Here is a 23,790-nt window from a genome sequence, read left to right as displayed (position 1 = left end):
AAGTGAGGACTTGGACGTTCCGCGCGTGGCGTGTTGGGTTGCTGTCCGGATTGGCGCTGGCGGCAGCGCCGGCGCATGCGTTCATCGCCTATGTCTCGAACGAGAAGAGCAACACGGTGTCGGTGATCGATACCGAAAGCTGGACGGTGACCAAGACCATCAAGGTCGGCCAGCGCCCGCGTGGCATCGACTTCACGCGCGACGGAAAGTTCGTGATGGTCGCGGTCGGCGACGACGACACGATCCAGATGATCGACGCGAAGACGCAAACCGTGGTGGACAGCCTGCCCTCCGGTCCCGACCCTGAATTGTTCGCCCAGGATGCCGCCGGCAAGGTCCTCTATGTCGCCAACGAGAACGACAACACAGTGACCGTGATCGACCTCGAGAAGCGCGCTCGCCTTGGCGACATCCAGGTCGGCGTCGAGCCCGAGGGCATGACCATCAGCCCGGACGGCAAGACGCTGATCAACACGTCCGAGACCACCAACATGGCGCATTTCATCGACACGTCGTCGCGCCAGATCGTCGCCAACGTGCTGGTCGACGCGCGACCGCGCTTTGCCGAATTCAAGCACGACGCTTCCGAATTGTGGGTGTCCTCGGAGATCGGCGGCACCGTCTCGATCATCGACCCCGGAAAGCACGAGGTGACCGGCAAGATCAATTTCGAGATTCCGGGGTTGAGGAAAGAGGCGATCCAGCCCGTTGGCATCGGCATGACCCGGGACGACAAGACCGCCTTCATCGCGCTCGGTCCCGCCAATCGCGTCGCCGTGGTCGATACCGCCTCGCGCAAGGTGACGAAATATCTGCTGGTGGGACAGCGGGTCTGGCACATGGCATTCACCCCGGACGAAAAATTTCTGCTCACCACCAATGGCGTCTCGAACGACGTCTCCGTCATCGACGTCGCCGCGCAAAAGGTGATCAAGACCATTCAAGTGGGCGAACTGCCCTGGGGTATCACGATCGCGCCATGACCAGCCCTGTTCCCATCGCCGAACAACGCGAAACACCAAGGCCCGATCCGGCGACCGTGCCCGCGCTATCGATCGACGACGTCAGCCACGCCTATGGACCGCGCCGCGCGCTGATGGACGTGTCCTTCAACGTGCAGCCCGCGAGCTTCACGGCCCTGCTTGGCCTCAACGGGGCGGGCAAGAGCACGCTGTTCTCGCTGATCACGCGCCTGTTCGGCATCCAGTCCGGCCGCGTCGGCATTTTCGGCCATGACATCAGCAAGAGTCCCGGCGAGGCGCTGCGGTTGCTCGGCGTCGTGTTCCAGCCGCGCACGCTCGATCTCGATCTGTCGCTGACGCAGAACCTGCTCTATCACGCCGCACTCCACGGCATCAGCCGCCGCGAAGCCGGCGCTCGAGCCGCCGAGCTGCTCGGTCGCATCGGGCTTACCGAGCGCGCCGGCAGCAAGGTGCGCGATCTCTCGGGCGGGCAGATGCGGCGGCTGGAGATCGCCCGGGCGCTGCTGCACCGGCCGCGCCTGCTCTTGCTGGACGAGCCGACCGTCGGCCTCGACGTCAAGGCGCGCGCCGACATCATCAGCCATGTGCGCCAGCTCGTGAGCGAGCAAGGCATCGGCGTACTCTGGGCCACGCATCTGTTCGACGAAATCATGGCCGGTGACGATCTCGTGGTGCTGCATCAGGGCAAGGTGCTGGCGCAGGGACCGATGAGCCGCGTCGTCGCGGAAGCCGGCGCGCAGGACGTCAACACCGCCTTCATGCGCCTGACCGGCGCGCAGACCCTGCCGGGCGGCGGCGCATGAGCAGCATCACCACGCGCGAGGCGCAGCGCGGCTTCTCGGCCGCCGAATACATGACCTGCCTCACGGGCATTGTCTGGCGCGAGGGACTGCGCTTCCTGCACCAGCGCGAGCGGTTCGTCTCGGCGCTGGTGCGGCCGCTGGTCTGGCTGTTCATCTTCGCCGCCGGTTTCCGCCAGGTGCTCGGCATCTCCATCATCCCGCCCTACGAGACCTACATCCTCTACGAGGTCTTCATCGCGCCGGGGCTGATGGCCATGATCCAGCTCTTCAACGGCATGCAGTCCTCGCTCTCGATGGTCTATGACCGTGAGATGGGGAACATGCGCACGCTGCTGGTGAGCCCACTGCCGCGCGGCTACCTGTTGTTCTGCAAGCTGCTCGCGGGCACCGCGGTGTCGCTGCTCCAGGTCTACGCGTTCCTGCTGATAGCCTGGTTCTGGGACATCACCCCTCCCCTATCGGGCTATCTCACCGTGCTGCCGGCCCTGATCCTGTCCGGACTGATGCTGGGCTCGCTGGGCATGCTGATCTCCTCCGGCATCAAGCAGCTGGAGAACTTTGCCGGCGTGATGAATTTTGTCATTTTCCCGATGTTCTTCGCTTCATCGGCACTCTACCCGCTCTGGCGGGTGCAGGAGGGCAGCCCATATCTCTACTATGTTTGCGAGGCCAATCCGTTCACCCATGCGGTCGAGCTGATCCGCTTCGCGCTGTACGGACAGATCAACTGGATCTCGCTGGCGGTGGTCGCGACCTGCACAATCGTCTTCATGATCGGCGCGATTCTGGCCTATGATCCCTCGCGCGGGCTGGCGCGACGGGGGCCTGCGGGAGGCGAAGGATGACGGTTCGGGTTCTGGCCATGGCCGCTCTGATGCTCGCAGCCGCGAGCACGGCGGCACGCGCGGCCGATCCGCGCTATCCGGATTGGCCCTGCACGCAGGCCAAAGTGCCGGAAATTTCGCTCGCCGCCGTATGGGCCGGTCCTCCGCTCGACGACGTGCAGAACAAATGGAAGGACGACGCCAAGGTCAGCGCGCTGGTCGCCAAACTGTCGGCACGCAAGACGCCGCTGGACGAGGGCGAGAAGTTGGTGAAGGAGTTTTTGGCGGGCTCCGCGGCCGACAAGACCACGAACGCAAAACTGCTGTTCGCAGGCCTGTTCGACACGCTCAACGCTCAGCGCTCGCAGGTCATGAGCGGGCTGGAACGCGTCAGCCGCAAGCAGCGCGAAGCCGCCGACAAGATCCGCGAGGAGAGCGTCCAGCTTCAGGCGCTCCAAGGCGCCACGCCGCGCGACGAGGCTAAGGTCGATGCGCTCAGCAACGAGCTGATCTGGAAGACTCGCATTTTCGAGGACCGCCACAAGGTGGTGCGATTCGTCTGCGAGGTTCCCACCACCATCGACCAGCGGCTGTTTGCGCTTGGACGCGTGATCCAGCAGGAAATGGAATAGAGTCAGCCTCATTGACCGCTTGCGGCCGGTTCCCGCGCCTCCATGGCGATCATTAACCTGCCGCCGTGCTATATGCCGGAACCAAATCGGTCTAGGATGTCTTGTCGACGGGTAATCCAAGGCATCGGGAGGCCTCGATGGGAACCACGAAATTCATCCTCGCAGGCGCTGCAGCCATCAGCATGCTCGCAAGCAGCGCATTCGCTGACGATCTGACCGGAATGGTCACCCGGATAGATCGGCTCAACAGCACGATTTCGATCCAGCAGACGCAGAAGGGCACAGTCGGCGGCAGCGCAGGCGGCGCCGGCGCGCTCCAGGAGTATAAGGCCAAGGATGCCGCGATGCTCGACGCCGTCCACGCCGGCGACAGGGTGAGCTACTCTGCGACCGACAATAACGGGACGGGCACGCTGACGAAGTTGCAGAAGCAGTAAGCTTTTCCTCGCCTCTTCCCACGTGCGACAGGGCGTCATGGCCGGGCTTGTCCCGGCCATCCACGCACAGCCACGAGGCACCAAGAACGTGGATGCCCGGGCAAGCCCAGGCATGACGATCTCTTGCCTATTGCTCCGGCCGCGGCTCGGGCTGCGCCTCCTCAGTAGGAAGCTTTGCACGCTCCCAGCCGTCGGTGCCATCGGGATACCAGGCGATGTTGGAGTAGCCATACGCGAGCGCGCGCTTGGCGGCGTTCCAGGACATCCAGCAATCGGCCAGGCAATAGATCACGAGCAGCGCGTTCTTATCGCCGTGTGATGCACGCGCCAGGCCGCGCTGGAAATAGTCGTCCATGGCGGGCGGCAGCGTGCCGTAGCCGGTATCCGGCAGCCAGATGCTGCCCGGAATATTTTTGCGCGGCGCCTCGCGCCAAACGGTACCCGCGGGAAGGTTTTTCGGCTTCGGCGCGCGCGGCAGCACGTCGATGAAGGCGCCGCTCTTCGCGCGCCAAATCGCCTCGGCTTCTGACGTCGACAGCACGCGCGCGCCGCCGAGCGTCGGCGGCACGGGCGCGCGGTAGTTGTCGGTGCGATAGCCTTCGGGCTCGAACGGCTCCTGCTGCTGCGCAACGACCGGCGCCACCAGCACGGCGCCGACCAGCGCAGCCGCAAGGTGCCGCCTCATGGCGTCTGCCTCATGGTGCCTTCTTGGTCGTCTCCGCGCCAAGCGGCCGATCGTTCTCGTCCAGCAGCGGCACGCCGAAATCGAGCAGGATCTTGTTGATCTCGCCCTGGTTCTCCTGGATCAGCTTGTTGAGCTGCCGCTTCCAGTTCTGGTCGGCGCCACGCACGCCCATGCCGATGCGATAGACCAGTTTTGGCCCGGTGGTTTCCTTCACCAGCGGCGTGACATGAAGCGACCCCGCCTTCTTCGCGTAGAACCCTGCCATCGGTCCCCACAGCACGCCGGCGTCGATCTTGCCCGCCGTGAGATCATCGATCATTGCCTGCGCCGAATTGTCGTAGCGCGTGTCGATCATGAGCGGATAGGGCTTTGCATCACCCATCAGTCCCGCAATGGCCATGTTGGTCGCAGGCGGCGTGCCGGCGACGATGCCGACATGCTTGCCCTTGAGCCTGGCATCCTCCAGCGTGTCGACCTCCTCCAGCCCGCTACCTGCTTTCGCGACCAAGGCATAGCTCGTGCGGTAGTAGGGATTGGTGCCTTGCACGAGGTCATCGCCTTGGGGGAAGCCCATGATGACGTCGCAGCGATGCGAGCCGAGCGTCATGCGCACGAAGCCGGTGGCTTGCGGAAAAAAGACATAGTCGAGCTTCTTCTGGAGCTTGTCCGCAAACAGCTCGGCAAGCTTGTTCTCGAACCCCTCGCCCTTCTCATTCGAGAACGGCAGATTGCGCGGGTCGGAACAGACGCGTAGCACCTTGGGGTCGACCAGTTCGAACGAGAGGTCACCCGTCTCGTTGGTCTGCGCTATGGCGACGTCGCCGAACGCGCAAGACGCAACCAGGATACTCAGTGAAAGCAACCAGCGACGATGTCGTCCGGCCTCCGTCATCGCGCTTCCTCCTAGGCTTGTTTGAATGCTAGCCATGCAACGCATGACGCGCCATGTTTTGCCAGACTTTGTGCTGGCTTTCTTTGTTGCAGTGCAATGCGCGCAACCTTTGAACTGAGGCTGAAAAGTGTCTCGCATCGCTCTCGTGATCGCAGCCTTGTCCCTGGTAACAGCGACGCTAGCATGCGCCGCAGCGGCCGAATTGCCTGTGAGCGAAGTCGCGCCGGGAATCTTCGTACACTCCGGGACCATCGCCCTGATGACCCGCGAGAACGAGGGCGACATCGCCAATGTCGGCTTCATCGTGGGCGAAGATGCGGTGGCCGTGATTGATACCGGCGGTAGCGTTCGCGAGGGCGAGGCGCTGCTGGCGGCGGTGCGGGCCCGCACCAGCAAGCCGATCCGCTACGTCATCAATACCCACGGCCATCCCGACCATGTTTTCGGCAATGCGGCTTTCGTCGCCGGGGACACCATTTTCGTCGGTCACAGCCGATTGCCGCGGGCGCTCGCTGCCCGTGGGCCGTACTATCTCGACAATTTTAGGCGCATCATGGGCGACGAATTGATATCTCCCGTGAAAATCGTGCCGCCCACAATGCTCGTCACGGACACCCTGATGCTCGATCTCGGTGCGCGCCGCCTCAACCTGCGGGCTTGGCCGGCCGGGCACAGCGACAATGACCTGACCGTGTTCGATGAGATGACGAAGACGCTGTTCACTGGCGACCTCATCTTCCTCCGCCATATTCCGGTGATGGACGGCAGCATTCGCGGCTGGCTTCGCATCCTCGCGGAACTCGAGAGCATTCCGGCGCAGCGCGTCGTTCCCGGTCACGGACCTGTGAGTGAATGGCCTGCCGCGCTGACCGATGAACGGCGCTATCTGACGGCACTGCTGGCGGACATCCGGGCGTCGAACAAGAAGGGCGAGCCGATCCGAACCGCTGCAGACAGGGCCGCCGCCTCGGAACGGCCGCACTGGGAGCTGTTCGACGACTACAACGCCCGCAACGCAACCGCAGCATTTTCGGAAATTGAATGGGAGTAGCGGACGCGCTACGATGCGTGAAACGTTGCTTCGTCCGCGGGACCATGACCATGACGGGATGCACGCGCCGACTGCCTCTGATCGCCCTGCTCCTCGGCATTGCATTCGCCGTGCCGGCGCAGGCGGAAGAGGCTTACGATCCCTGGCCGGGCCTGGTGCAGGACATCTTCAGCAGCCGTCCGATGAATGACGGCGGCAATGTCATTGGAATCGAGATGCCGTATCGTGCCGAAGACGCGGCCATCGTGCCGGTGACCCTGCGCAGCAAGCTCTCGCCCGGCGATGCCCGCCGCATCCGTTCGATCACGCTGGTGATCGATCGTAATCCCGCGCCGATGGCGGCGAAGTTCGAGCTCGGACCGGATGCCAACGTCACTGAAATCTCGACCCGCGTGCGCGTCAACAATTACACCGACGTTCATGCGGTGGCCGAGCTCAGCGATGGCCAGCTCTATGTCTCGAAAGTCTACGTGAAGGCCTCCGGCGGCTGCTCGGCACCAGCAGGGAAGAATGCCGAGGAGGCCCAGAACCGGCTCGGCCAGATGCGCTACCGCCAATTCGCGCGCGAGGAGGCCCCGGCGAGCCGCATGCGGGAAGCGCAGATCATGATCGGCCATCCCAACAATTCCGGCCTGCAGATGGACCAGGTCACACAGCTCTACATTCCCGCCTTCTTCATCAACCAGCTCAAGCTGACGCAGGACGACAGCCCCGTGCTGTCGATGGAAGGCGGCATCTCGATCTCGGAAGATCCAAATCTGCGCTTCACCTATGTATCCAACGGCGCCAGGCGTTTTCGCGCGGAAGCCAAGGACACGGACGGACACGTGTTCCGGAACGAGTGGGACGTGGAGAAGCCGGGGACGTGAGGCTCCCGGTCGTCATGGCCGGGCTTGTCCCGGCCATCCACGATCTTAGGTGCCGCCAAGACGTGGATGCCCGGGGACAAGCCCGGGCATGACGAATACGGTGGTCGTACAACCAAGCGGTCAGAAACACCTCACCTCGGCTTCCGCCTGGGCACGCCTCAAATCATTCACGGCCGAGTTCGCCTGCTCCGAGGTGCGGAACTGGACGCCGAGATTGCCGCGGACCTGGGACATGCTGAGCGCGGTTTCTGCGGTAACGTAGCGCTCATAGGACACGATCGAGGCCACCACGTCGATCGAGCAGGAACATTGTTCGATCGCCTGCCGGCTCTCGCCATTCGCCTTCATGCAGCCATAGACATACTCGGCACGCGCCGACGTCGGATAATCATTGGCCTGTTCAGCCTGCGCGGCGAGCGCGGTCGCAGCCCACACCGCCAATGCGGCGACAATCGGTCGTAGCTGTCCGGCCAGATTCATGAGCGTCCTCCCGCTGGTTGCGACGGAAGCTATGCTATGCGTATTGTCCTGAAAAGCACTTCTGTCAGAGGAAACGGCTCACAACGTGATGAGAACATTTGGTGGATCATTGGCGCTCGCGGTGGCGCTGGCGCTGACGCTAACCGGGCCCGGCCGCGCCGCGGATACGATTCGCCTTGCGGTGCAGAAGACCGGAACATTCTCCTGGGAGCTGGCCGCGATCCGCGCCAACGGCCTCGACAAGGAGGCCGACCTGTCGCTCGACGTCGCCGAGCTTGCGAGCCCCGAGGCCGGCAAGATCGCGCTGCGCGCCGGCAATGCCGACATCATCCTCTCCGACTGGCTGTGGGTGTCTCGCGAGCGCACGCTTGGCGCCAAGCTCACCTTCTATCCCTATTCCAGCGCGCTCGGCGCGGTGATGGTGCCGGCCTCCTCGCCGATCAAGTCGCTCGCCGACTTGAAGGGCCGCAAGCTCGCCGTCGGCGGCGGTCCCATCGACAAGAGCTGGCTGCTGCTCCAGGCGCGCATGAAGCAGGACGGCATCGACCTGAAATCGGAGGCGACCATCGTCTATGGTGCTCCGCCTCTGCTCGCCGCCAAGGCGCTCGACGGCGAGATGGATGCGAGCCTCAATTTCTGGAATTTCTGCGCACAGCTGGAGGCCAAGGGTTTTAGACGCCTTGCCGGTATCGAGGACATATTGCCGAAACTCGGCGCCAAGGGCGCGGTCTCCGCGGTCGGCTATGTCTTCGACGAAACCTGGGCGGCAAGTCATCGCGATGCGGTGGCGCGCTTCATCGCGATGACCCGCAAGGCCAAGCAGCTGCTGGTGACCTCCGATGCCGCCTGGGACAAGATCGCACCGCTCACCGGCACGAGCGATGCCACCCTGCTCAAGACTTATCGCGAGCGCTATCGCGACGGCATTCCGCGCCGGAGCATCGATGACGAAGAAAGGGACGCGCGCGTGCTCTACCGCGTGCTGGCCGAGACCGGCGGCCGCGACCTCGTCGGCCCGGCTGCCGAGCTCGATCCCGGCACGTTCTTTCACGCAGTTGCCGGGGAGTGAGGTGCTGCGTCTTCTGTCGTTTGCCCTGTTGCTCGCGATCTGGTGGATCGCCGCCCTCTTCGTCGGCGCCGCGAAGCTGCCCTCCCCGCCCGCCGTGCTCGACGTCGTCGTCGCGGAAGCATCGAGCGGCGCGCTGTTCCTGCATCTCGGCGCAACGCTTGCCCGCGTAAGCCTCGCCTTCGTGCTGGCGATGTCGCTCGGCAGCGCCATCGGCTATCTGATGGGACGGGTGAAGCTCGCCGACCGGCTCGGCGATCCCTGGCTAATCCTGCTCCTGAACCTGCCCGCGCTGGTCGTGATCGTGCTGGCCTATATCTGGGCCGGGCTCACCGAAGCCGCAGCGATCGCGGCGATCGCCATCAACAAGTTGCCGACCGCCATCGTCACCCTGCGCGAGGGCGCGCGCGCGCTCGACCGCTCGCTCGACGAGATGGCGAGCGTGTTCGCGATGCCGCGCTGGCGCGCTTTCCGCCACGTCGTGCTGCCGCAACTGGCGCCCTATATCGCAGCCTCAGCCCGCTCCGGATTGTCGCTGGTGTGGAAGATCGTGCTGGTCGCCGAACTCCTGGGGCGACCCAACGGCGTCGGCTTCGAGATCGGCGTCGCCTTCCAGCTGTTCGACACGCCGCGGCTGCTGGCCTATTCGCTAACCTTCGCCGCCGTCGTGCTCGTGATCGAGACCGCGCTGGTGCAACCGTTCGAAGCCCGCGCAACACGATGGCGACCCCGTGCGGCTTGAGGTCGATATCACAGGCAAGAGGTTCAAGAGTGCCGCGGGCGGGACGCAGGAGGTGCTCGCGCCGGTCAGCTTCGCGCTTCAATCCGGCGAGGTCGGCGTGCTGATCGGACCGTCCGGCTGCGGCAAGAGCACGATGCTGCGCATTATCCTCGGCCTCGACCGCGATTTCGAGGGACGCGTCTCGCGCCCGCCGGAAGCGCGGATCGGTATGGTTTTCCAGGAGCCGCGGCTGCTGCCATGGCGCTCGGTCGAGCAGAATGTGCGGCTTGCGGCACCCGATGTCACCGACGCCAAGCTCGCCGAGCTGTTCAGGATCCTGGAGCTGGACGCGCATCGCAGTCATTTTCCAGGCGAGCTGTCGCTTGGCCTCGCCCGGCGCGTCGCGCTCGCTCGCGCCTTTGCCGTCGAGCCTGACCTGCTCGTGCTCGACGAGCCCCTCGCCTCGCTCGACGACGCACTCGCCGGCCGTTTGCGCGACGAGATCGCGACGCTGGTGGCGCGCCGTCCGGTGATGACGTTGCTCGTCACCCACAGTCTGGATGACGCGATCCGGCTCGGCGACCGCCTGTTCTTGCTGTCGCCGCGACCGGCGCGCATCGTGCGCGAGGTGCCGATTGCCATCCCGCGCGCGGAGCGCAGCGAGGCCGAACTCGGCAAGATCAGGGCCGAGCTCGCGGCGTTGCAGCTTGAATCGCAATGAGAACTCATGGTCAATTGGACCAACGACATCTTCGCGGGAGGGTCATCATGCGGCGTACGCTGATTGCGATCGGCATCCTGTTGGTTGCGATGCCGGGCGCGGCGCTCGCCCAGGCCAAGGGCAAGGGTATCCGGCTCTGGAATCTGACGACGGAGGCGATCTCCGGCTTCCAGCTCTCCCCGGCCGGGAAGACCGAGTGGGGGCCGAACCAGTGCCTGAACGACAAAGACAAGGAGGTCGACCACGACGAGCGGCTGCGCATCACCGGCGTCGAGCCCGGCCGCTACGACGCCAGGGTCAGCTATCCCAATGCGCGGCAATGCATCGTGCGCGACATCGAGATCAAGGCGGATGCGGTGTTCTCGATCGCCGACAAGGATCTGAAGGACTGCAGCAAGTAACGGGGGCTGCGTTACGAGCGTTATCCCCTCATGGTGAGGAGCGCGGAACGCGCGTCACGAACCATGCAGGCCCGTCTGTCGCCCTGCGGCCATCCTTCGAGACGCTTGCTTCGCAAGCTCCTCAGGATGAGGACCTAAGCCAGTCGCGACCGGCAACGCAGCTCAGGGCTTTACGCCTTGTCGTTCGGATGCGGATATTCGCAGCGCCACCGCACCGCCTGCCACTTCGGATGGTCACCAATCCATTGCGCGATATAGGGCGGCGCAGCCATCGCGCATTGCGTCGGCGACCCCGCATAGTTGAACACCAGATGTTGCTCCTCGCAGGTCGCTGGCGAGAGCAACGCACACACAGTCACCACCAGGTCGATCGGATTCATGCCGGGATCCTCGCAGAGGCGATGAAGTTAGCACAAAAGATTACGTTCCGATGAGCGGGAAGTTTCAATCCGGCCGCCCGAAATAAAGCGGGAATTGCCTGTCAACTCTCCCCGAGCGCTAGAAATTAACTCCAAAGACCAGCCTTGCCTGGTGGCGCTCGAAATTGACGAGGTCGAGATTGCCGCCCGATCCGGCCGGCCGGCCCCATGCCTGCATGCTCCAGCTCATGGTCAGGCGCGAGCGCTCGGAAAGCTGGAAATAAGCGGTCGGACCGACGAAGAGCGCCTGTCCTGCGAACTCGCCGAGGCCGATGCCTTCGTACTGCCGGAAGTAGCGCACCTCGCCGCCGAGCAGCACATCGGGCCGCACGCGCACCAGGCCGGCGAAGGCCGCGCCGATGGTCGAACTCTTTTCGGACAGTCCCGCCATTTCGAAACGCGCCCATTCGGGTTGATAGATCAGGTTGAGCGCCCCGATGGCGAAGTTCGGGATCAGCTCGCGATCGAAGGCGAGCGTGAAATCGGTACCGTACATCCGCCCTTTTGCTCCAGAAGTCTCGTCGATGCGGTCGCCATGGAGTTCGGCGGCGACGGTCAACCCGAATGGCGCGCGCTCGCGATCGAGCAGGCGATAGCGCAGGTCGAGCGAAGCGCCCTGAAAATTGAACTGGCGGCGGTCGCCGATGTCGGGGACGCCGGTGATGTCGTGCAGGGTGGCAGTGCCGCCGACCTCGATGCGAAAGTTCGGCAGCGGCACGATCTCGATCTCGACCTCCTGCGAGAGGGCGCGATAGGTCCCGCCTCCTTTGCCGAATCGGCCTGTCGTCTGAGTCTGGAATTCGCGCTCGCCGGGATTGCCGACATCGGTACCGATGATGAAGCCGAAGATGTGTTCGGTATCGAAGCCCTCTTCGGCGCGGACGCATGCCGGCGCGAGCGCGACGGTGCAGGCGGCTATGGTCCAGAATGTAAGGGCTCTCGCGCGCATCCCCGACACTACCACGGCTTCGACGGTGGTTGCCATCGAAGCCGCGGCAGGTCGTCAGTCTTACTTGTGGTCTTACTTGCGCAAAGCGCAGGCGTACATGTTGATTTCCATGCCGACCGGCACTTCCACGATCTTCGGAGCTTTCCAGGCCATTCGGGGACTCCCAAGGGATTGAGCGCGACATCGCGCCGGCGAAAACCTAGGGCTGCGTCAGCCACAGCGCAAGTCTGGAATCGCACCGTTGACACAGCGAACTGTCGCATCGCGCTTGCAAATTTCTCTCTCGGGCAACTCGCCTTCGCTCCCAGTCAAGCGGCGCGGTTCTCACCGCAACAAGCGCAGCAGCGCGCGACCGGCGCGCGAGTTCAGCTCCTTCGCATCCAGCGTTCCATCCTTGTCGGGATTCGCCGCGTTGAAGCGCTGCTCCACCACCGAGAGATATTCGTCGAGCGTGAGAGTCCCGTCGCGATCGGGATCGGCGGCGGCGAGTTCTTTCGCTGTTAACCGTCCGCGCAATTCGCGGGCGTCGAGCGTGCCGTCGTGATCGGGATCGAGCTTGGCGAACAACGCCGCCGCCGCCTTCTTCACCTCGGCAAGATCGAGGGTGCCGTCATTGTCGGTATCGAACGTCTTGACCGCGTTGCCGGAGGCCGACCATGCCGGACCGGACAGCAGTGCAATCGTGAGCGCAAGTGCAACAGAGCGACGCGATATCATGAAAACCTCCCTCACCAAGAGCTCCGATTCGAACCGGATCGAAACGACATAAGTCCACAAGCGAGCCTCGGTTCAAGTCCCGAATTGCAGCCTGCGCACCGCACAACTTGCAGAACCCGTCGGCGCGACCGCTGCCGTGGCGCACGCGCTCTGCTCCATGCCGCGGAATTTCTTCAGCGCCTGCGCACAAGTGAGAGTTGCTTTGTCAGGTCTCCGTCAGGTGACGGCATCCCGCGCCGCCTACCATATCGGCATCGCAATTACGACTTTCGTATTGACGCGTTTTGCTTTCGGGCGGAGTGTTGCTGTCGCAGCGTCAATAGGCGCGCATATTGGGAGGGACGGATGAAACGCTTTGCGATGGCCGCGAGCCTCGTCATGCTTGCATCGACTTGTGCAAGTGCACAAACCAGCGAGCAGCTGGTCAAAGGCGCGACCGATACATCGAACGTTCTCAACTACGGGATGGGCTACAATCTTCAGCGTTTCTCGACGCTGAACCAGATCAACAAGGACAGCGTCAAGAACCTTGTCCCGGTCTGGAACTACTCTTTCAACGACGATCGCAGCGAGGAATCGCAGCCGCTGGTGTACCAGGGCGTGATCTACGTGACGTCGCACAACGCGACCATGGCGGTCGACGCCAAGACCGGCAAGCAGATCTGGAAATCCAAGGTCGAGTATCCTGCCGAAACGCCGCGCATCGTCTGCTGCGGCATCATCAATCGCGGCGCAGCACTCTATGAGGGCAAGGTGTTCCGCACCACGCTGGACGCCAACGTGATCGCGCTCGACGCCAAGGACGGCAAAGAGCTGTGGCGACAGAAGGCGGCCGATATCAAGGAAGGCTATTCGATGACGGTGGCGCCGCTGGTCGCCGACGGCGTCGTGATCACCGGCATCTCCGGCGCCGAGTTCGGCACCCGCGGCTTCATCGACGGCTGGGATCCCGCAACGGGCAAGCACCTGTGGCGCACCCATTCGATCCCCTCTCCGGATGAGCCCGGCGGCGACACCTGGAAGGGCGATACCTGGAAGCTCGGCGGTGGCTCGACCTGGATTACGGGCTCCTATGATCCCGAGCTGAACACGGTTTACTGGGGTATCGGCAATCCCGGACCGTTCAACTCGGCGGTACGCCCGGGCGACAACCTCTACACCTGCTCCGTGCTGGCGATGGATCCCAAGACCGGCAAGATCAAGTGGCACTACCAGTTCTCGCCCAACAATCCGTTCGACTATGACAGCGTGGCCGAGATGGTCCTCGCCGATATGAACGTCGAGGGCAAGCCGACCAAGGTGTTGATGGACGCCAACCGCAACGGCTTCTTCTACGTGCTCGACCGCACCAACGGAAAGCTGCTCGCGGCCAATCCTTACGTGAAGGTCAACTGGGCGACGGGAATCGACATGAAGACCGGACGTCCCATCGAGACCGACGTCTCGAAGGATGCGCGTGAGGGCAAGAAGGTGACCGTCTATCCGTCGATCCTCGGCGGCAAGAACTGGGAGCCGATGTCGTTCAATCCGCAGACCGGCCTCGCCTACGCCAACACGCTCGCCTTCGGCGGCAGGTACAAGACCGAACCCGCCACCTTCAAGCAGGGTGAATGGTATCTCGGCATGGACCTCACCGATCTCTGGGAATGGGGTGACGGCCCGCGCGGTCATCTGAAGGCGATCGATCCCATGACCGGCAAGGCGAAGTGGGAAGCACCCAGCGACATCCCGCGCTTCTCCGGCGTGCTGTCGACCGCGGGCGGTGTCGTGTTCTCGGGCGCGCTGACCGGCGAGTTCGAGGCCTTCGATGCCGATACCGGCAAGAAGCTCTGGCAGTTCCAGACCGGCTCGGGCATCGAGGGACAACCGGTGACCTGGCAGCAGGACGGCGTGCAGTATGTCGCCGTGACGAGCGGCTATGGCGGCGTCTACTCGCTGTTCTCCGGCGACGAACGGCTGGCCAAAGTCCCGCCCGGCGGCTCACTTTGGGTTTTTGCGGTCAAGCAATAACCACGGCACGATGCTGAGAAAGCTATCTCACAAGACGGTGGCGATCCTCGCCGCCGTCGCGGTGCTGACGGTCGCGCTTGCGGCGACCGTTCGTGCCGCGGATGATTCAACCGGCAATCCCGTGCAGGCACAGATCGACCACGGCAAGTCGACCTATGCCGAGAAATGCTCGCACTGCCACGGCCCCAACATGATGAACCCCGGCACCATCACGCCGGACCTGCGCGCCTTCCCCGACGACAAGACGCGCTTCGTCACCACCGTGAAGAACGGCAAGAACAACAAGATGCCGCCCTGGGCTGACATTCTCAGCGACGAGGAGATCGGGAATCTCTGGGCCTTCATCTCGAGCCGGAGAAAACCATGAGGCGCTGGCTGGCCGTTTGGAGCATTGCCGCGATTCTCGCGGCGGCGGCCGCAGCTGCACGCGCGGCCGACGATCCGCTCAAGATTTGTCTCGACGAGGTCAGGCCGCCGCTCTCCGTGCATCACAAGGGCAAGCCCGGCTCGGGTTTCGACGTGCTGCTGGCGCAGGCGATCGCCGACCGGCTCGGACGGCCGCTGACGATCCAGTGGTTCGAGAGCAAGCTGGACGAGGATTCGAGCCCGCAGCTCGAGGCCAATGCGCTGCTGTCCGATGGGCGTTGCTCGCTCGTCGGCGGCTACGCGCTGACGACGGACTCCCTCGTCAAGCCCGGCATGAAAACGGCGCGCTTGCCGGATTTTGCCGGCGCCACGCGCGACGACCGGCGCCGCCGCGTCGCGCTCGGCGTGCTCGCGCCGAGCCAGCCCTATGTCTACTCGCCGATGACGGTCGTGCTCGGGCCGAAGGCGCGGGGTCGCAACATCGGCGATATCGGAGATCTCGCCGGCCTGCGCCTCGTCATCGAGAGCGGCTCGCTCGGCGATGCGATCCTCATGACCTTCGACAAGGGGCGCCTGATCGACGACATCACGCATCTCGTCCCCGGCCGCGATGATCTCCTCGGCGCACTTGCCCGTGGCGATTATGACGCGACGCTGATCGACCTCGGCCGCTTCGACGCCCATCGCGCCGCGCACCCCGACACGGCGATCACCGCGTCCGGCTATTACTATCCGATCGGGGCCAATCGCGGCTATGTCGGGCTGGCCAGCGATCCCGCACTGCTCGACGCCGTCAACAAGGCGCTGACCGGGCTTGCTGCCGAGGGCAAGATCGCCGAATTCGGCACACAGGCGGGGCTGAGCTATCTGCCGCCGCGGGAGCCTGCGATCCTTGGCGACGTCTGGTTGAAGATCATTCAGCGCTAGTGGACAGCTGGCGCACCCAGCGCGGCCCTTCGGATGCGCCAATCTGTCTCGCCAGCCACCCATGGCAGAGGCGACCCGATGCAGTACCGTCGGCGACAACCCGGGAGAGAATCATGTCCGCAAAACTCGATCGCCGCCGCTTCATCGCCGCCGGCACCACCACACTCGCGATGCCTTTCGTCTCGCGTGGCGCCTCGGCGCAGGCTGCGTGGCCATCGCGGCAGATCCGCATGATTTGCAGCTATCCCGCCGGCGGACAGACCGATCTGCTCGCGCGCGCCTATGGTGAATTCATTGCCAAGCAGGTCGGAAAGACCGTCGTCGTCGAGAACAAGCCCGGTGCCGCCGGCGCGATCGGGACGGCGGAGGTCGCCCGCGCAGAGCCCGACGGCCACACAATCCTGTGCTCGATCTCGACCACCTACATCATGAACCGGGTGGTGATGAAGACTCCCGGCTACGACATGGACAAGGATTTGACGCTGGTCAGCGTCATTCCGGGCGCCGGCCTGTTGCTGGTGGCGAACCCGAAAACCGGCGTCAAGACGCTGGAGGATTTCGTCGCCTTTGCGCGCAAGAGCGGCAAAGTCAACTTCGGCACCTATAGCGCGGGCTCGGCCCCGCATATGACGGTCCACGAGCTCAACAAGCAGTATGGCCTTGCCATCGAGCCGATCCACTATCGCGGCGAAGCCCCGATGTGGACGGGCATGCTGGAAGGTACGCTCGATGTGGCCATGGGCAGCTACACCGCAGCGCAATCGGTCTTGCAAAGCGATCGCGGCACCGTGTTCGCGGTGCATTCGAAGAAGGTCGACGCCATCCCTGATATCAAGACCCTCCCCGAGCAGGGCGCGACGTCGAAATTCTTCACCGTCAGCGGCTTCTCCGGTTGGGCCGTGCCGAAAGCGACACCGCAGCCGGTCGTCGACCGCCTGGCGGAGCTTTGCGTCGCTGCCAACAGCGATCCGAAGGTGAAGGAGGTTCTCAACACGTTCGTGCTCGAACCCGCGATCGGCTTCAAGGAAACCAACGCCCTGTATCAGCGCGAGCTGCCGATCTGGATCGAGAGCGCGCGATCGCTCGGCCTCGAACCCGCCTGAACCGCGAGGCATGACGCCCTTCGCAGCGCGGCGTCCGACCAAAGCCTAGTGCCGGAAGCGCATTTTCCCGCTATGATTGTGCGACGCTGGCGGGAAGGTCTCGCCGGCGCGGACGAGAAAGGCCGATCCCATGACACCGGATGGCGTTGCCGTAGCCGTCATGATCATCCTACTCTTTCCGATGGGCTATTTCACCCTGGCGTCTCCGGCCTTCCTGCTGGTGAAGCTGGATATCCAGCCCGTCGCCCAGCTTTTGCGCGGAATGTTCAATGCGCATTTTCTGGTGATGCGCGTTGCCGGAATCATCGGAGCGGTCGCTTTCCTGCTCGACGGTCGTCTGGTCGCAGCGATGGGCGTTGGCCTCCTTGCAGCCTTGGCGATCTATGGGCGCCGCTGGTTCATGCAACAGATGGACGAACAGCTCAGCGCCAGGGACGCCGGCGATGCCGAGGCCCCGCGCCGGCTACGCCGACTGCATTGGAGTGGAATGCTGGGCAACGCGGTGTTGCTCGTCGCTCTCCTGACCAGCATTCCCTACATCGCCATATCGGCATGAGAGACATCGCGGGCGCGTGACGGTCAACCGTCGCGTCGACTCCGAACCTGGCGTTTGCCTAGTGCTCGTCCGCCGCAACCGCGCCCTGTTGCGCCTTGTGGATCGAGGACGGCACTACGCCGAAATATTTCCGGAACACCCGGCTGAAATGCGATGAGCTGGAGAAGCCCCAGGAGAACGCGACGTCGGTAATGGTCTTGCCGGCGTGGGCCTCGAGCTCCTGGCGGCAATTCTGAAGACGCGCCTGCCAGATGTAGTCGCTCACCGTGGTGCCGCGCTCCGAGAACAGCATGTGCAGATAACGCTTGGAGCAGCCCAGTTCGCCGGAGATCTGGTCGATGCACAGATCCGGATCGCGCAAATGCTCGCGGATGAAGAATTGCGCGCGCACATAGGTCGCTTCGGGTCCGACGCGATCGAGCATCGTGTCGGCCTCGCGCAGCGGCAGCAGCAAGAGGTCGATCAGCGAATCGGCGACGCCGACCGCACTGTTCGCCGACAGCTTGGCCGCCTCGTCGAAGGTCGCATGGACGAAATCATGGGCGATGCGCCCCGTCCCCGTGCGTGAGGTCAATTTGCAGGCGGGCATTCGCTGCGACGGGAATCCACGGTCGCGCAGCAGCGCCTTCGGCACGATCACCACGTCATGGCGCGTGAAAGCGGGACTGATGATCGAATGCGGACAGGAGACGTCATAGGCGATGATGTCGCCCGGGTTCAGCTCGATGTGGCGGCCTTCCTGCTCGAAATAGGACACGCCGTAAGTCTGGAAGTGGATCTTGATATACGGGTGTTCATTGGCCTTGGCGCGCGCCAGCGTGTGCGCGATGCGATGTTGGCTGACCTCGATCTGGCAGAGCTTCAGACGCGAGACGCTGGTGTAGTCGATGCGGCCTTCGAGCGAAGACGCTTCCAGCGGATCTACGTCGAAATGCCCACACAGGCTGGTCAGCCCGTCGATCCAGCTTTGGATCTGACGTTTCGGCGTCATGCCCGTCGTCGAGAGCGTGTGAATCGTGTCGGACATTAATCCAGCCACTGGTTTGATCCGGAGATTTGACGCGAATCGCGAGCCGCGCTGCCGGAGCCCTGAACCGTGATTGCGTGACGTTTACCTCGATTTTGAGCGATCTTCTAGAACGAGCGCCATCGTTCCATTGCCACCCTTGTAAGTTAATCCTCCGCCTTAGTTGCAGCGCCGTCAAGCGGAACCTGAGCGGTGAAGGCGCTGCCAAAGCGTTGCGGAAGCCGCTGAATTCGCTACTGCAAAATCAAAAACTTCCGACCCGTGCGCTGTCAAGCAAACCAGCTTCTCTCTTGGGCAAGTTTCCCGATGACGAAGTCGTTAGGGATTGTATCAGGAACAACAAGAACGGGCCGCTCCGCACGTGGACCCGTGGCTCTCATCAGGAGGAGGAAACACCACAGCATCGTTTCTGGTCCAATCGTGACCGCCCTGCACGAGCAGACGCCGGACGAAAAGCCCGGCGATTAAGCAATGCTTCGGAAACAATAAACGAGACCAATGGAGGAATGACTATGCGCAAGGTACTACTCGCGGCCTATCTTGGCTCCGCGGCGGCTCTCGCCGTCGGCAGCGCGTCGGCCAACGACGAAGTGCTCAAGATGTCGCAGAACCCGAAAGACTGGGTGATGCCGACCGGCGACTACGCCAACACCCGCTATTCCAAGCTGAACCAGATCAACGCACAAAACGTAGGCAAGCTCCAGGTCGCCTGGACCTTCTCGACCGGCGTGCTGCGCGGCCACGAAGGCGGCCCGCTGATCATCGGCAACATGATGTACGTCCACACGCCGTTCCCAAACAAGGTCTACGCTATTGACCTTTCCAATGAGAACAAGATCGTCTGGAAGTACGAGCCGAAGCAGGATCCGAACGTAATCCCAGTGATGTGCTGCGACACGGTCAACCGCGGCCTGGCCTATGGCGACGGCAAGATCTTCCTGCATCAGGCCGACACCACGCTCGTCGCGCTCGATGCCAAGAGCGGTCAGGTGGCATGGACCGCGAAGAACGGCGACGCCAGCAAGGGCGAGACCGGTACTTCGGCCCCCATGGTCGTCAAGGACAAGGTGCTGATCGGCATCTCCGGCGGCGAGTTCGGTGTTCAAGCCCATATGACCGCCTACGACATCAAGACGGGCAAGCTGGCTTGGCGCGGCTACTCTGAAGGACCGGACGATCAGATCCTGGTCGACGCAGAGAAGACCACCGCACTCGGCAAGCCGGTCGGCAAGGACTCGAGCCTGAAGACCTGGCAAGGCGATCAGTGGAAGATCGGCGGCGGCGCCACCTGGGGCTGGATCTCCTACGACCCCGAGCTGAACCTCGTCTATTACGGGTCGGGCAATCCCTCGACCTGGAATCCGAAGCAGCGTCCCGGCGACAACAAATGGTCGATGACGATCTGGGCTCGCAACCCTGACACCGGCCAGGCCAAGTGGGTTTATCAGATGACGCCCCACGACGAGTGGGACTATGACGGCGTCAACGAGATGATCCTCTCGGACCAGGCCATCAACGGCCAGCCGCGCAAGCTGCTGACGCATTTCGATCGTAACGGCCTCGGCTACACGCTCGATCGCGCCACCGGTGAGCTTCTGGTCGCCGAAAAGTACGATCCGAAGGTGAACTGGACCTCCGGCGTCGACATGGACAAGAACTCGCCGACCTACGGCCGCCCGAAGGTGCTCGATGCAGCTTCGACCGACAAGGCGGGCGAGGACCACAACGTGAAGGGCATCTGCCCGGCCGCGCTCGGCACCAAGGACGAGCAGCCGGCAGCCTACTCGCCGGACACGCAGCTGTTCTACGTTCCGACCAACCACGTCTGCATGGACTACGAACCGTTCAAGGTGAGCTACACCGCGGGTCAGCCCTACGTGGGCGCAACGCTCTCGATGTATCCGCCACAGGGTGAAACCCACATGGGCAACTTCATCGCCTGGGACGGCAAGACCGGCAAGATCGTCTGGTCGAACAAGGAGCAGTTCTCGGTCTGGTCGGGTGCGCTCGCAACCGCGGGCAACGTGGTGTTCTACGGAACGCTCGAAGGCTACCTGAAGGCAGTCGACGCCAAGACCGGCAAGGAGCTCTACAAGTTCAAGACTCCCTCCGGCATCATCGGCAACGTCACCACCTATGAGAACGGCGGCAAGCAGTATGTCGCAGTGCTCTCCGGCGTGGGCGGCTGGGCCGGCATCGGTCTGGCGGCAGGCCTGACCGATCCGACCGCCGGTCTCGGCGCCGTCGGTGGCTACGCGGCGCTCAGCAACTACACGGCACTCGGCGGTACGCTGACCGTGTTCTCGCTGCCCAACTAGGCCTCTCAGCATCGCTCCGGCGCGTGGATCAACTCCACGCGCCGGCTCGTCTCACCGAATGCCTTCCGAGGAAAATCTCTTGCGTAAAATCTGCTCTGCCATTGCTGCGATGTTCTTGGTCGCGTCCGGGGGAATTGCCGTCGCTGACGGATCAGGTGACCCGACTGCCGTCAAGCAGAACGAAACCGGCGAATGGTCCGACAAGGAAGGCAACCCAACCTACAAGATCACCGACGGATCCGTCGACTGGTACACCTATTCCGGATACCGCCGCTATCACTCGGATTGCCATGTGTGTCACGGCCCGGACGGCATGGGCTCGACCTACGCCCCGGCGTTGAAGGATTCGCTGAAGACGATGAGCTATGCCGATTTTCTCGGCGTCGTCGCCTCCGGCCGCAAGAACATCTCGACTGCTGCAGAGAACGTGATGCCGGCCTTCGGCGATAACCCGAACGTCGCCTGCTACATGGACGATCTCTACGTCTACCTGCGCGCCCGCTCCAACGAGGCCTGGGGCCGCACAAGACCCGGCAAGCACGAGGACAAGAACGACGCCTATACCAAGAACGAAGATTCGTGCATGGGCAAGAAATGAACGTGCGGAGCCCGACCAGGACCTGGATCTGGGCGCCCTGCTGGAATTTAAGGAGCTTAAGATGAAGACACGTGCCGCCGTCGCTTTCGAAGCCAAGAAGCCGCTCGAGATCGTCGAAGTCGATCTGGAAGGACCAAAGGTCGGCGAAGTCCTGGTCGAGATCAAGGCGACGGGCATCTGCCATACCGACGCCTACACGCTCGACGGCTTCGACAGCGAGGGAATTTTCCCGTCGATCCTGGGCCATGAGGGCGCGGGCATCATCCGCGAGATCGGTGCTGGCGTGACCTCGGTGAAGCCGGGCGACCATGTCATCCCGCTCTACACGCCGGAATGCCGGCAATGCAAAAGCTGCCTCAGCCAGAAGACCAACCTCTGCACCGCGATCCGCGCGACGCAGGGCAAAGGCGTGATGCCCGATGGTACCAGCCGATTCTCCTACAAAGGCAAGCCGATCTACCACTACATGGGCTGCTCGACCTTCTCGAACTTCACCGTGCTGCCGGAGATCGCGGTCGCCAAGATCCGCGAGGACGCGCCGTTCGACAAGAGCTGCTACATCGGCTGCGGCGTCACCACGGGCGTCGGCGCCGTCGTTAACACCGCCAAGGTCGAGCCGGGCTCCAACGTGGTCGTGTTCGGCCTCGGCGGCATCGGCCTGAACGTGATCCAGGGCGCCAAGATGGCTGGCGCGGACAAGATCATCGGCGTCGACATCAACGACTCCAAGGAGGAATGGGGACGCCGGTTCGGCATGACCGACTTCGTCAATCCCAAGAAGATCACCGGCGACATCGTCCCGCATCTCGTGACCCTGACCGACGGCGGCGCCGACTATACCTTCGACTGCACCGGCAACACCACAGTGATGCGCCAGGCGCTGGAAGCCTGCCATCGCGGCTGGGGCACCTCGATCATCATCGGCGTTGCCGAATCCGGCAAGGAGATCGCGACCCGCCCGTTCCAGCTCGTCACCGGGCGAAACTGGCGCGGCACCGCCTTCGGCGGCGCGCGGGGCCGCACCGACGTGCCGAAGATCGTCGACTGGTACATGAACGGAAAGATCCAGATCGACCCGATGATTACCCACACGCTCAAGCTCGAAGACATCAACAAAGGCTTCGACCTGATGCATGAGGGCAAGTCCATCCGTTCAGTCGTCGTGTTCTAGTTCGAAAAGCGTCACCCCAAGGAGGATCGACCCATGACTGTTGCACTCCATCCCTCGATCGATAACGGCATCAAACAGGGCAGCGGCAGCTTCGCCGGCGGCACGCTCGCATGCAAATGCAAGGACCATCAGGTCAAGGTCGCCGTCAAGGGCGACGTCGCGCATAATCACGCCTGTGGCTGCACCAAGTGCTGGAAACCGCAGGGGGCGAATTTCTCCGTCGTCGCCGTGGTACCCCGCCAGAACGTCACCGTGCTCGAGAACGGCGACAAGCTCCAGATCGTCGATCCATCGGCGACGATCCAGCGCTACGCCTGCAAGGCCTGCGGCACGCACATGTACGGCCGCATCGAGAACAAGGATCACCCGTTCTACGGCCTCGACTTCATCCACCCCGAACTGTTCCAGGAGCAGGGTTCGCAGGCGCCGCAATTCGCCGCCTTCGTCTCGTCGGTGATCGAATCGGGCGTGAAGCCGGAGCAGATGGGCGGAATACGGGCTCGGTTCAAGGAGCTTGGACTTGAGCCCTATGACTGCCTGTCACCGGCGCTGATGGACGCGATCGCGACCCACGTGGCGAAAGCCAAGGCCGCTTAAGCAAAGGCCGCCTGAGCAAAGGTCGCCTGACGTTTGCTGCGCCCCGTCCGCTCGCGTTCCACCACACCCAGCGAGCGGACGGAGCCGGCCCGGGACAATCGCGGCGATGCCGCCGCTTTTCAACTGCACTTGTGTGGGGACCGTCAACTCCCTCAGTCCTGGTCTCTGAATGACTGCGCAGGGCCGCCGGCTTCCGGCTTGAAGTCCGCGGCCTGCGTTTCTCCCTCCCTCGACTGAGGCATCCTGCTTCGTCCGCACAGGTCTTCTGGCGGACGAAGCTCTTTTTTTAGTGCGCCCATCTCGAGAGGCGCGCGGCGCGATGGGGCGCCCTGCTTTTGACAAACCTTCGTTGCAATCTTTTCCCGTCGAGAACAGCTGATTGGAAAACACTTGGCTGTGAACGCCAGACCGAAGCGATCCTGCTACGATCGCGTCGTGACGATGCCGCGCGAAATTCAATAATCAAG

Annotated in this window: 28 protein-coding genes; 20 read left to right on the top strand and 8 right to left on the bottom strand. The window is 63.3% G+C overall.

Translation table 11 applies throughout. From position 1 onward, the window contains the following. Nucleotides 1-2 precede the first annotated feature (2 nt). The 5 genes from IVB36_RS12420 (at nucleotide 3) to IVB36_RS12400 (ending at nucleotide 3,679) form a co-directional block, all read left to right on the top strand. The gene (locus tag IVB36_RS12420) at nucleotides 3-983 is read left to right on the top strand and encodes a YVTN family beta-propeller repeat protein (protein WP_026233991.1); all 981 of its coding nucleotides are present in this window, start codon (nucleotides 3-5) and stop codon (nucleotides 981-983) included. Beyond that, entirely contained in the window at nucleotides 980-1,786 is an 807-nt protein-coding gene (locus tag IVB36_RS12415; protein WP_018460285.1) for an ABC transporter ATP-binding protein, read from the top strand. Before IVB36_RS12420 ends, IVB36_RS12415 begins: the two co-directional genes overlap by 4 nt. Then, nucleotides 1,783-2,631, top strand: coding sequence for an ABC transporter permease (locus IVB36_RS12410; protein ID WP_018460286.1), 849 nt, complete (start codon nucleotides 1,783-1,785; stop codon nucleotides 2,629-2,631). Before IVB36_RS12415 ends, IVB36_RS12410 begins: the two co-directional genes overlap by 4 nt. Then, nucleotides 2,628-3,242, top strand: coding sequence for a hypothetical protein (locus IVB36_RS12405; RefSeq protein WP_026233992.1), 615 nt, complete (start codon nucleotides 2,628-2,630; stop codon nucleotides 3,240-3,242). Before IVB36_RS12410 ends, IVB36_RS12405 begins: the two co-directional genes overlap by 4 nt. A 137-nt stretch (nucleotides 3,243-3,379) precedes the next feature. After that, on the top strand, nucleotides 3,380-3,679 hold the full coding sequence (locus tag IVB36_RS12400; RefSeq protein ID WP_007601401.1) for a copper-binding protein: 300 nt from the start codon (nucleotides 3,380-3,382) through the stop codon (nucleotides 3,677-3,679). 127 nt (nucleotides 3,680-3,806) lie between these two features. Here the strand turns inward: IVB36_RS12400 and IVB36_RS12395 are convergent, their stop codons facing one another. Together IVB36_RS12395 and IVB36_RS12390 are read right to left on the bottom strand one after the other, a co-directional pair. Beyond that, the gene (locus tag IVB36_RS12395; RefSeq protein WP_018460288.1) at nucleotides 3,807-4,364 is read right to left on the bottom strand and encodes a PQQ-dependent catabolism-associated CXXCW motif protein; all 558 of its coding nucleotides are present in this window, start codon (nucleotides 4,362-4,364) and stop codon (nucleotides 3,807-3,809) included. Nucleotides 4,365-4,374: 10 nt separating this feature from the next. Next, a complete protein-coding gene (locus tag IVB36_RS12390) occupies nucleotides 4,375-5,256 on the bottom strand; it encodes a substrate-binding domain-containing protein (RefSeq protein WP_247295105.1) in 882 nt (293 codons plus the stop codon). A gap of 127 nt (nucleotides 5,257-5,383) precedes the next feature. Between IVB36_RS12390 and IVB36_RS12385 the strand changes: the two genes are divergently transcribed. Then, a complete protein-coding gene (locus IVB36_RS12385; protein ID WP_026233993.1) occupies nucleotides 5,384-6,307 on the top strand; it encodes a quinoprotein relay system zinc metallohydrolase 2 in 924 nt (307 codons plus the stop codon). Between the two features lie 50 nt (nucleotides 6,308-6,357). Continuing rightward, a complete protein-coding gene (locus IVB36_RS12380; protein ID WP_026233994.1) occupies nucleotides 6,358-7,176 on the top strand; it encodes a quinoprotein dehydrogenase-associated SoxYZ-like carrier in 819 nt (272 codons plus the stop codon). 120 nt (nucleotides 7,177-7,296) lie between these two features. Here IVB36_RS12380 and IVB36_RS12375 read toward each other — a convergent pair whose 3' ends face one another. Beyond that, nucleotides 7,297-7,656: a hypothetical protein gene (locus IVB36_RS12375; RefSeq protein WP_018460292.1), complete on the bottom strand. Its 360-nt coding sequence runs from the start codon at nucleotides 7,654-7,656 to the stop codon at nucleotides 7,297-7,299. Between the two features lie 88 nt (nucleotides 7,657-7,744). Between IVB36_RS12375 and IVB36_RS12370 the strand changes: the two genes are divergently transcribed. From IVB36_RS12370 to IVB36_RS12355, 4 genes are read left to right on the top strand one after another with little or no spacing between them, the layout of a single operon-like run. After that, nucleotides 7,745-8,725: an ABC transporter substrate-binding protein gene (locus IVB36_RS12370; protein WP_204513979.1), complete on the top strand. Its 981-nt coding sequence runs from the start codon at nucleotides 7,745-7,747 to the stop codon at nucleotides 8,723-8,725. Nucleotide 8,726: 1 nt separating this feature from the next. Beyond that, nucleotides 8,727-9,464, top strand: coding sequence for an ABC transporter permease subunit (locus IVB36_RS12365; protein WP_018460294.1), 738 nt, complete (start codon nucleotides 8,727-8,729; stop codon nucleotides 9,462-9,464). Next, nucleotides 9,454-10,164, top strand: a complete 711-nt coding sequence (locus IVB36_RS12360) for an ABC transporter ATP-binding protein (protein ID WP_018460295.1) — start codon at nucleotides 9,454-9,456, stop codon at nucleotides 10,162-10,164. The genes IVB36_RS12365 and IVB36_RS12360 overlap by 11 nt, the downstream gene beginning before the upstream one ends. Before the next feature lie 47 nt (nucleotides 10,165-10,211). After that, nucleotides 10,212-10,565, top strand: coding sequence for a hypothetical protein (locus tag IVB36_RS12355; RefSeq protein ID WP_018460296.1), 354 nt, complete (start codon nucleotides 10,212-10,214; stop codon nucleotides 10,563-10,565). Nucleotides 10,566-10,735: 170 nt separating this feature from the next. Here the strand turns inward: IVB36_RS12355 and IVB36_RS12350 are convergent, their stop codons facing one another. The 4 genes from IVB36_RS12350 to IVB36_RS12335 form a co-directional block, all read right to left on the bottom strand. Further along, on the bottom strand, nucleotides 10,736-10,945 hold the full coding sequence (locus IVB36_RS12350; RefSeq protein ID WP_018460297.1) for a hypothetical protein: 210 nt from the start codon (nucleotides 10,943-10,945) through the stop codon (nucleotides 10,736-10,738). Nucleotides 10,946-11,063: 118 nt separating this feature from the next. Continuing rightward, the gene (locus IVB36_RS12345; RefSeq protein ID WP_247391531.1) at nucleotides 11,064-11,969 is read right to left on the bottom strand and encodes a hypothetical protein; all 906 of its coding nucleotides are present in this window, start codon (nucleotides 11,967-11,969) and stop codon (nucleotides 11,064-11,066) included. Between the two features lie 36 nt (nucleotides 11,970-12,005). Then, the gene (gene pqqA / locus IVB36_RS12340; RefSeq protein ID WP_018460299.1) at nucleotides 12,006-12,086 is read right to left on the bottom strand and encodes a pyrroloquinoline quinone precursor peptide PqqA; all 81 of its coding nucleotides are present in this window, start codon (nucleotides 12,084-12,086) and stop codon (nucleotides 12,006-12,008) included. 171 nt (nucleotides 12,087-12,257) lie between these two features. Next, nucleotides 12,258-12,650, bottom strand: a complete 393-nt coding sequence (locus IVB36_RS12335; protein WP_026233996.1) for an EF-hand domain-containing protein — start codon at nucleotides 12,648-12,650, stop codon at nucleotides 12,258-12,260. Between the two features lie 345 nt (nucleotides 12,651-12,995). Here IVB36_RS12335 and IVB36_RS12330 point away from each other — a divergent pair, with 345 nt between their 5' ends. The 5 genes from IVB36_RS12330 to IVB36_RS12310 all read left to right on the top strand — a co-directional run bounded on the left by IVB36_RS12330 (nucleotide 12,996) and on the right by IVB36_RS12310 (nucleotide 17,612). Next, nucleotides 12,996-14,660 carry a methanol/ethanol family PQQ-dependent dehydrogenase gene (locus IVB36_RS12330; protein ID WP_085350564.1) on the top strand — a complete coding sequence of 555 codons (1,665 nt, stop codon included), beginning with the start codon at nucleotides 12,996-12,998 and terminating at the stop codon, nucleotides 14,658-14,660. A gap of 10 nt (nucleotides 14,661-14,670) precedes the next feature. Continuing rightward, a complete protein-coding gene (locus tag IVB36_RS12325) occupies nucleotides 14,671-15,027 on the top strand; it encodes a c-type cytochrome (protein WP_018460302.1) in 357 nt (118 codons plus the stop codon). Further along, on the top strand, nucleotides 15,024-15,953 hold the full coding sequence (locus IVB36_RS12320; RefSeq protein WP_018460303.1) for a transporter substrate-binding domain-containing protein: 930 nt from the start codon (nucleotides 15,024-15,026) through the stop codon (nucleotides 15,951-15,953). Before IVB36_RS12325 ends, IVB36_RS12320 begins: the two co-directional genes overlap by 4 nt. Before the next feature lie 113 nt (nucleotides 15,954-16,066). Then, a complete protein-coding gene (locus IVB36_RS12315; protein WP_085384845.1) occupies nucleotides 16,067-17,056 on the top strand; it encodes a tripartite tricarboxylate transporter substrate binding protein in 990 nt (329 codons plus the stop codon). 130 nt (nucleotides 17,057-17,186) lie between these two features. After that, nucleotides 17,187-17,612 carry a hypothetical protein gene (locus IVB36_RS12310; RefSeq protein ID WP_085350671.1) on the top strand — a complete coding sequence of 142 codons (426 nt, stop codon included), beginning with the start codon at nucleotides 17,187-17,189 and terminating at the stop codon, nucleotides 17,610-17,612. Nucleotides 17,613-17,670: 58 nt separating this feature from the next. Here IVB36_RS12310 and IVB36_RS12305 read toward each other — a convergent pair whose 3' ends face one another. After that, entirely contained in the window at nucleotides 17,671-18,639 is a 969-nt protein-coding gene (locus IVB36_RS12305) for a helix-turn-helix domain-containing protein (protein WP_007601369.1), read from the bottom strand. A 512-nt stretch (nucleotides 18,640-19,151) separates the two neighbouring features. Here IVB36_RS12305 and xoxF5 point away from each other — a divergent pair. From xoxF5 to gfa, 4 genes are all read left to right on the top strand, one after another. After that, nucleotides 19,152-20,957, top strand: a complete 1,806-nt coding sequence (gene xoxF5 / locus IVB36_RS12300; protein ID WP_018460306.1) for a lanthanide-dependent methanol dehydrogenase XoxF5 — start codon at nucleotides 19,152-19,154, stop codon at nucleotides 20,955-20,957. Between the two features lie 109 nt (nucleotides 20,958-21,066). Next, nucleotides 21,067-21,555, top strand: coding sequence for a c-type cytochrome, methanol metabolism-related (locus IVB36_RS12295; RefSeq protein ID WP_007601366.1), 489 nt, complete (start codon nucleotides 21,067-21,069; stop codon nucleotides 21,553-21,555). 61 nt (nucleotides 21,556-21,616) lie between these two features. Then, complete coding sequence (locus IVB36_RS12290) at nucleotides 21,617-22,726, top strand: S-(hydroxymethyl)glutathione dehydrogenase/class III alcohol dehydrogenase (RefSeq protein ID WP_018460307.1); 1,110 nt, start codon at nucleotides 21,617-21,619, stop codon at nucleotides 22,724-22,726. 33 nt (nucleotides 22,727-22,759) lie between these two features. After that, on the top strand, nucleotides 22,760-23,323 hold the full coding sequence (gfa, locus tag IVB36_RS12285; protein ID WP_018460308.1) for an S-(hydroxymethyl)glutathione synthase: 564 nt from the start codon (nucleotides 22,760-22,762) through the stop codon (nucleotides 23,321-23,323). The last annotated feature ends 467 nt before the right edge of the window (nucleotides 23,324-23,790 follow it).

The sequence above is a fragment of the Bradyrhizobium sp. 35 genome, from assembly GCF_023073215.1.
GTDB lineage: Bacteria > Pseudomonadota > Alphaproteobacteria > Rhizobiales > Xanthobacteraceae > Bradyrhizobium > Bradyrhizobium canariense_D.
Note: the sequence above shows the minus strand (reverse complement) of the source record. Positions and strands in the feature narration are given on the sequence as shown.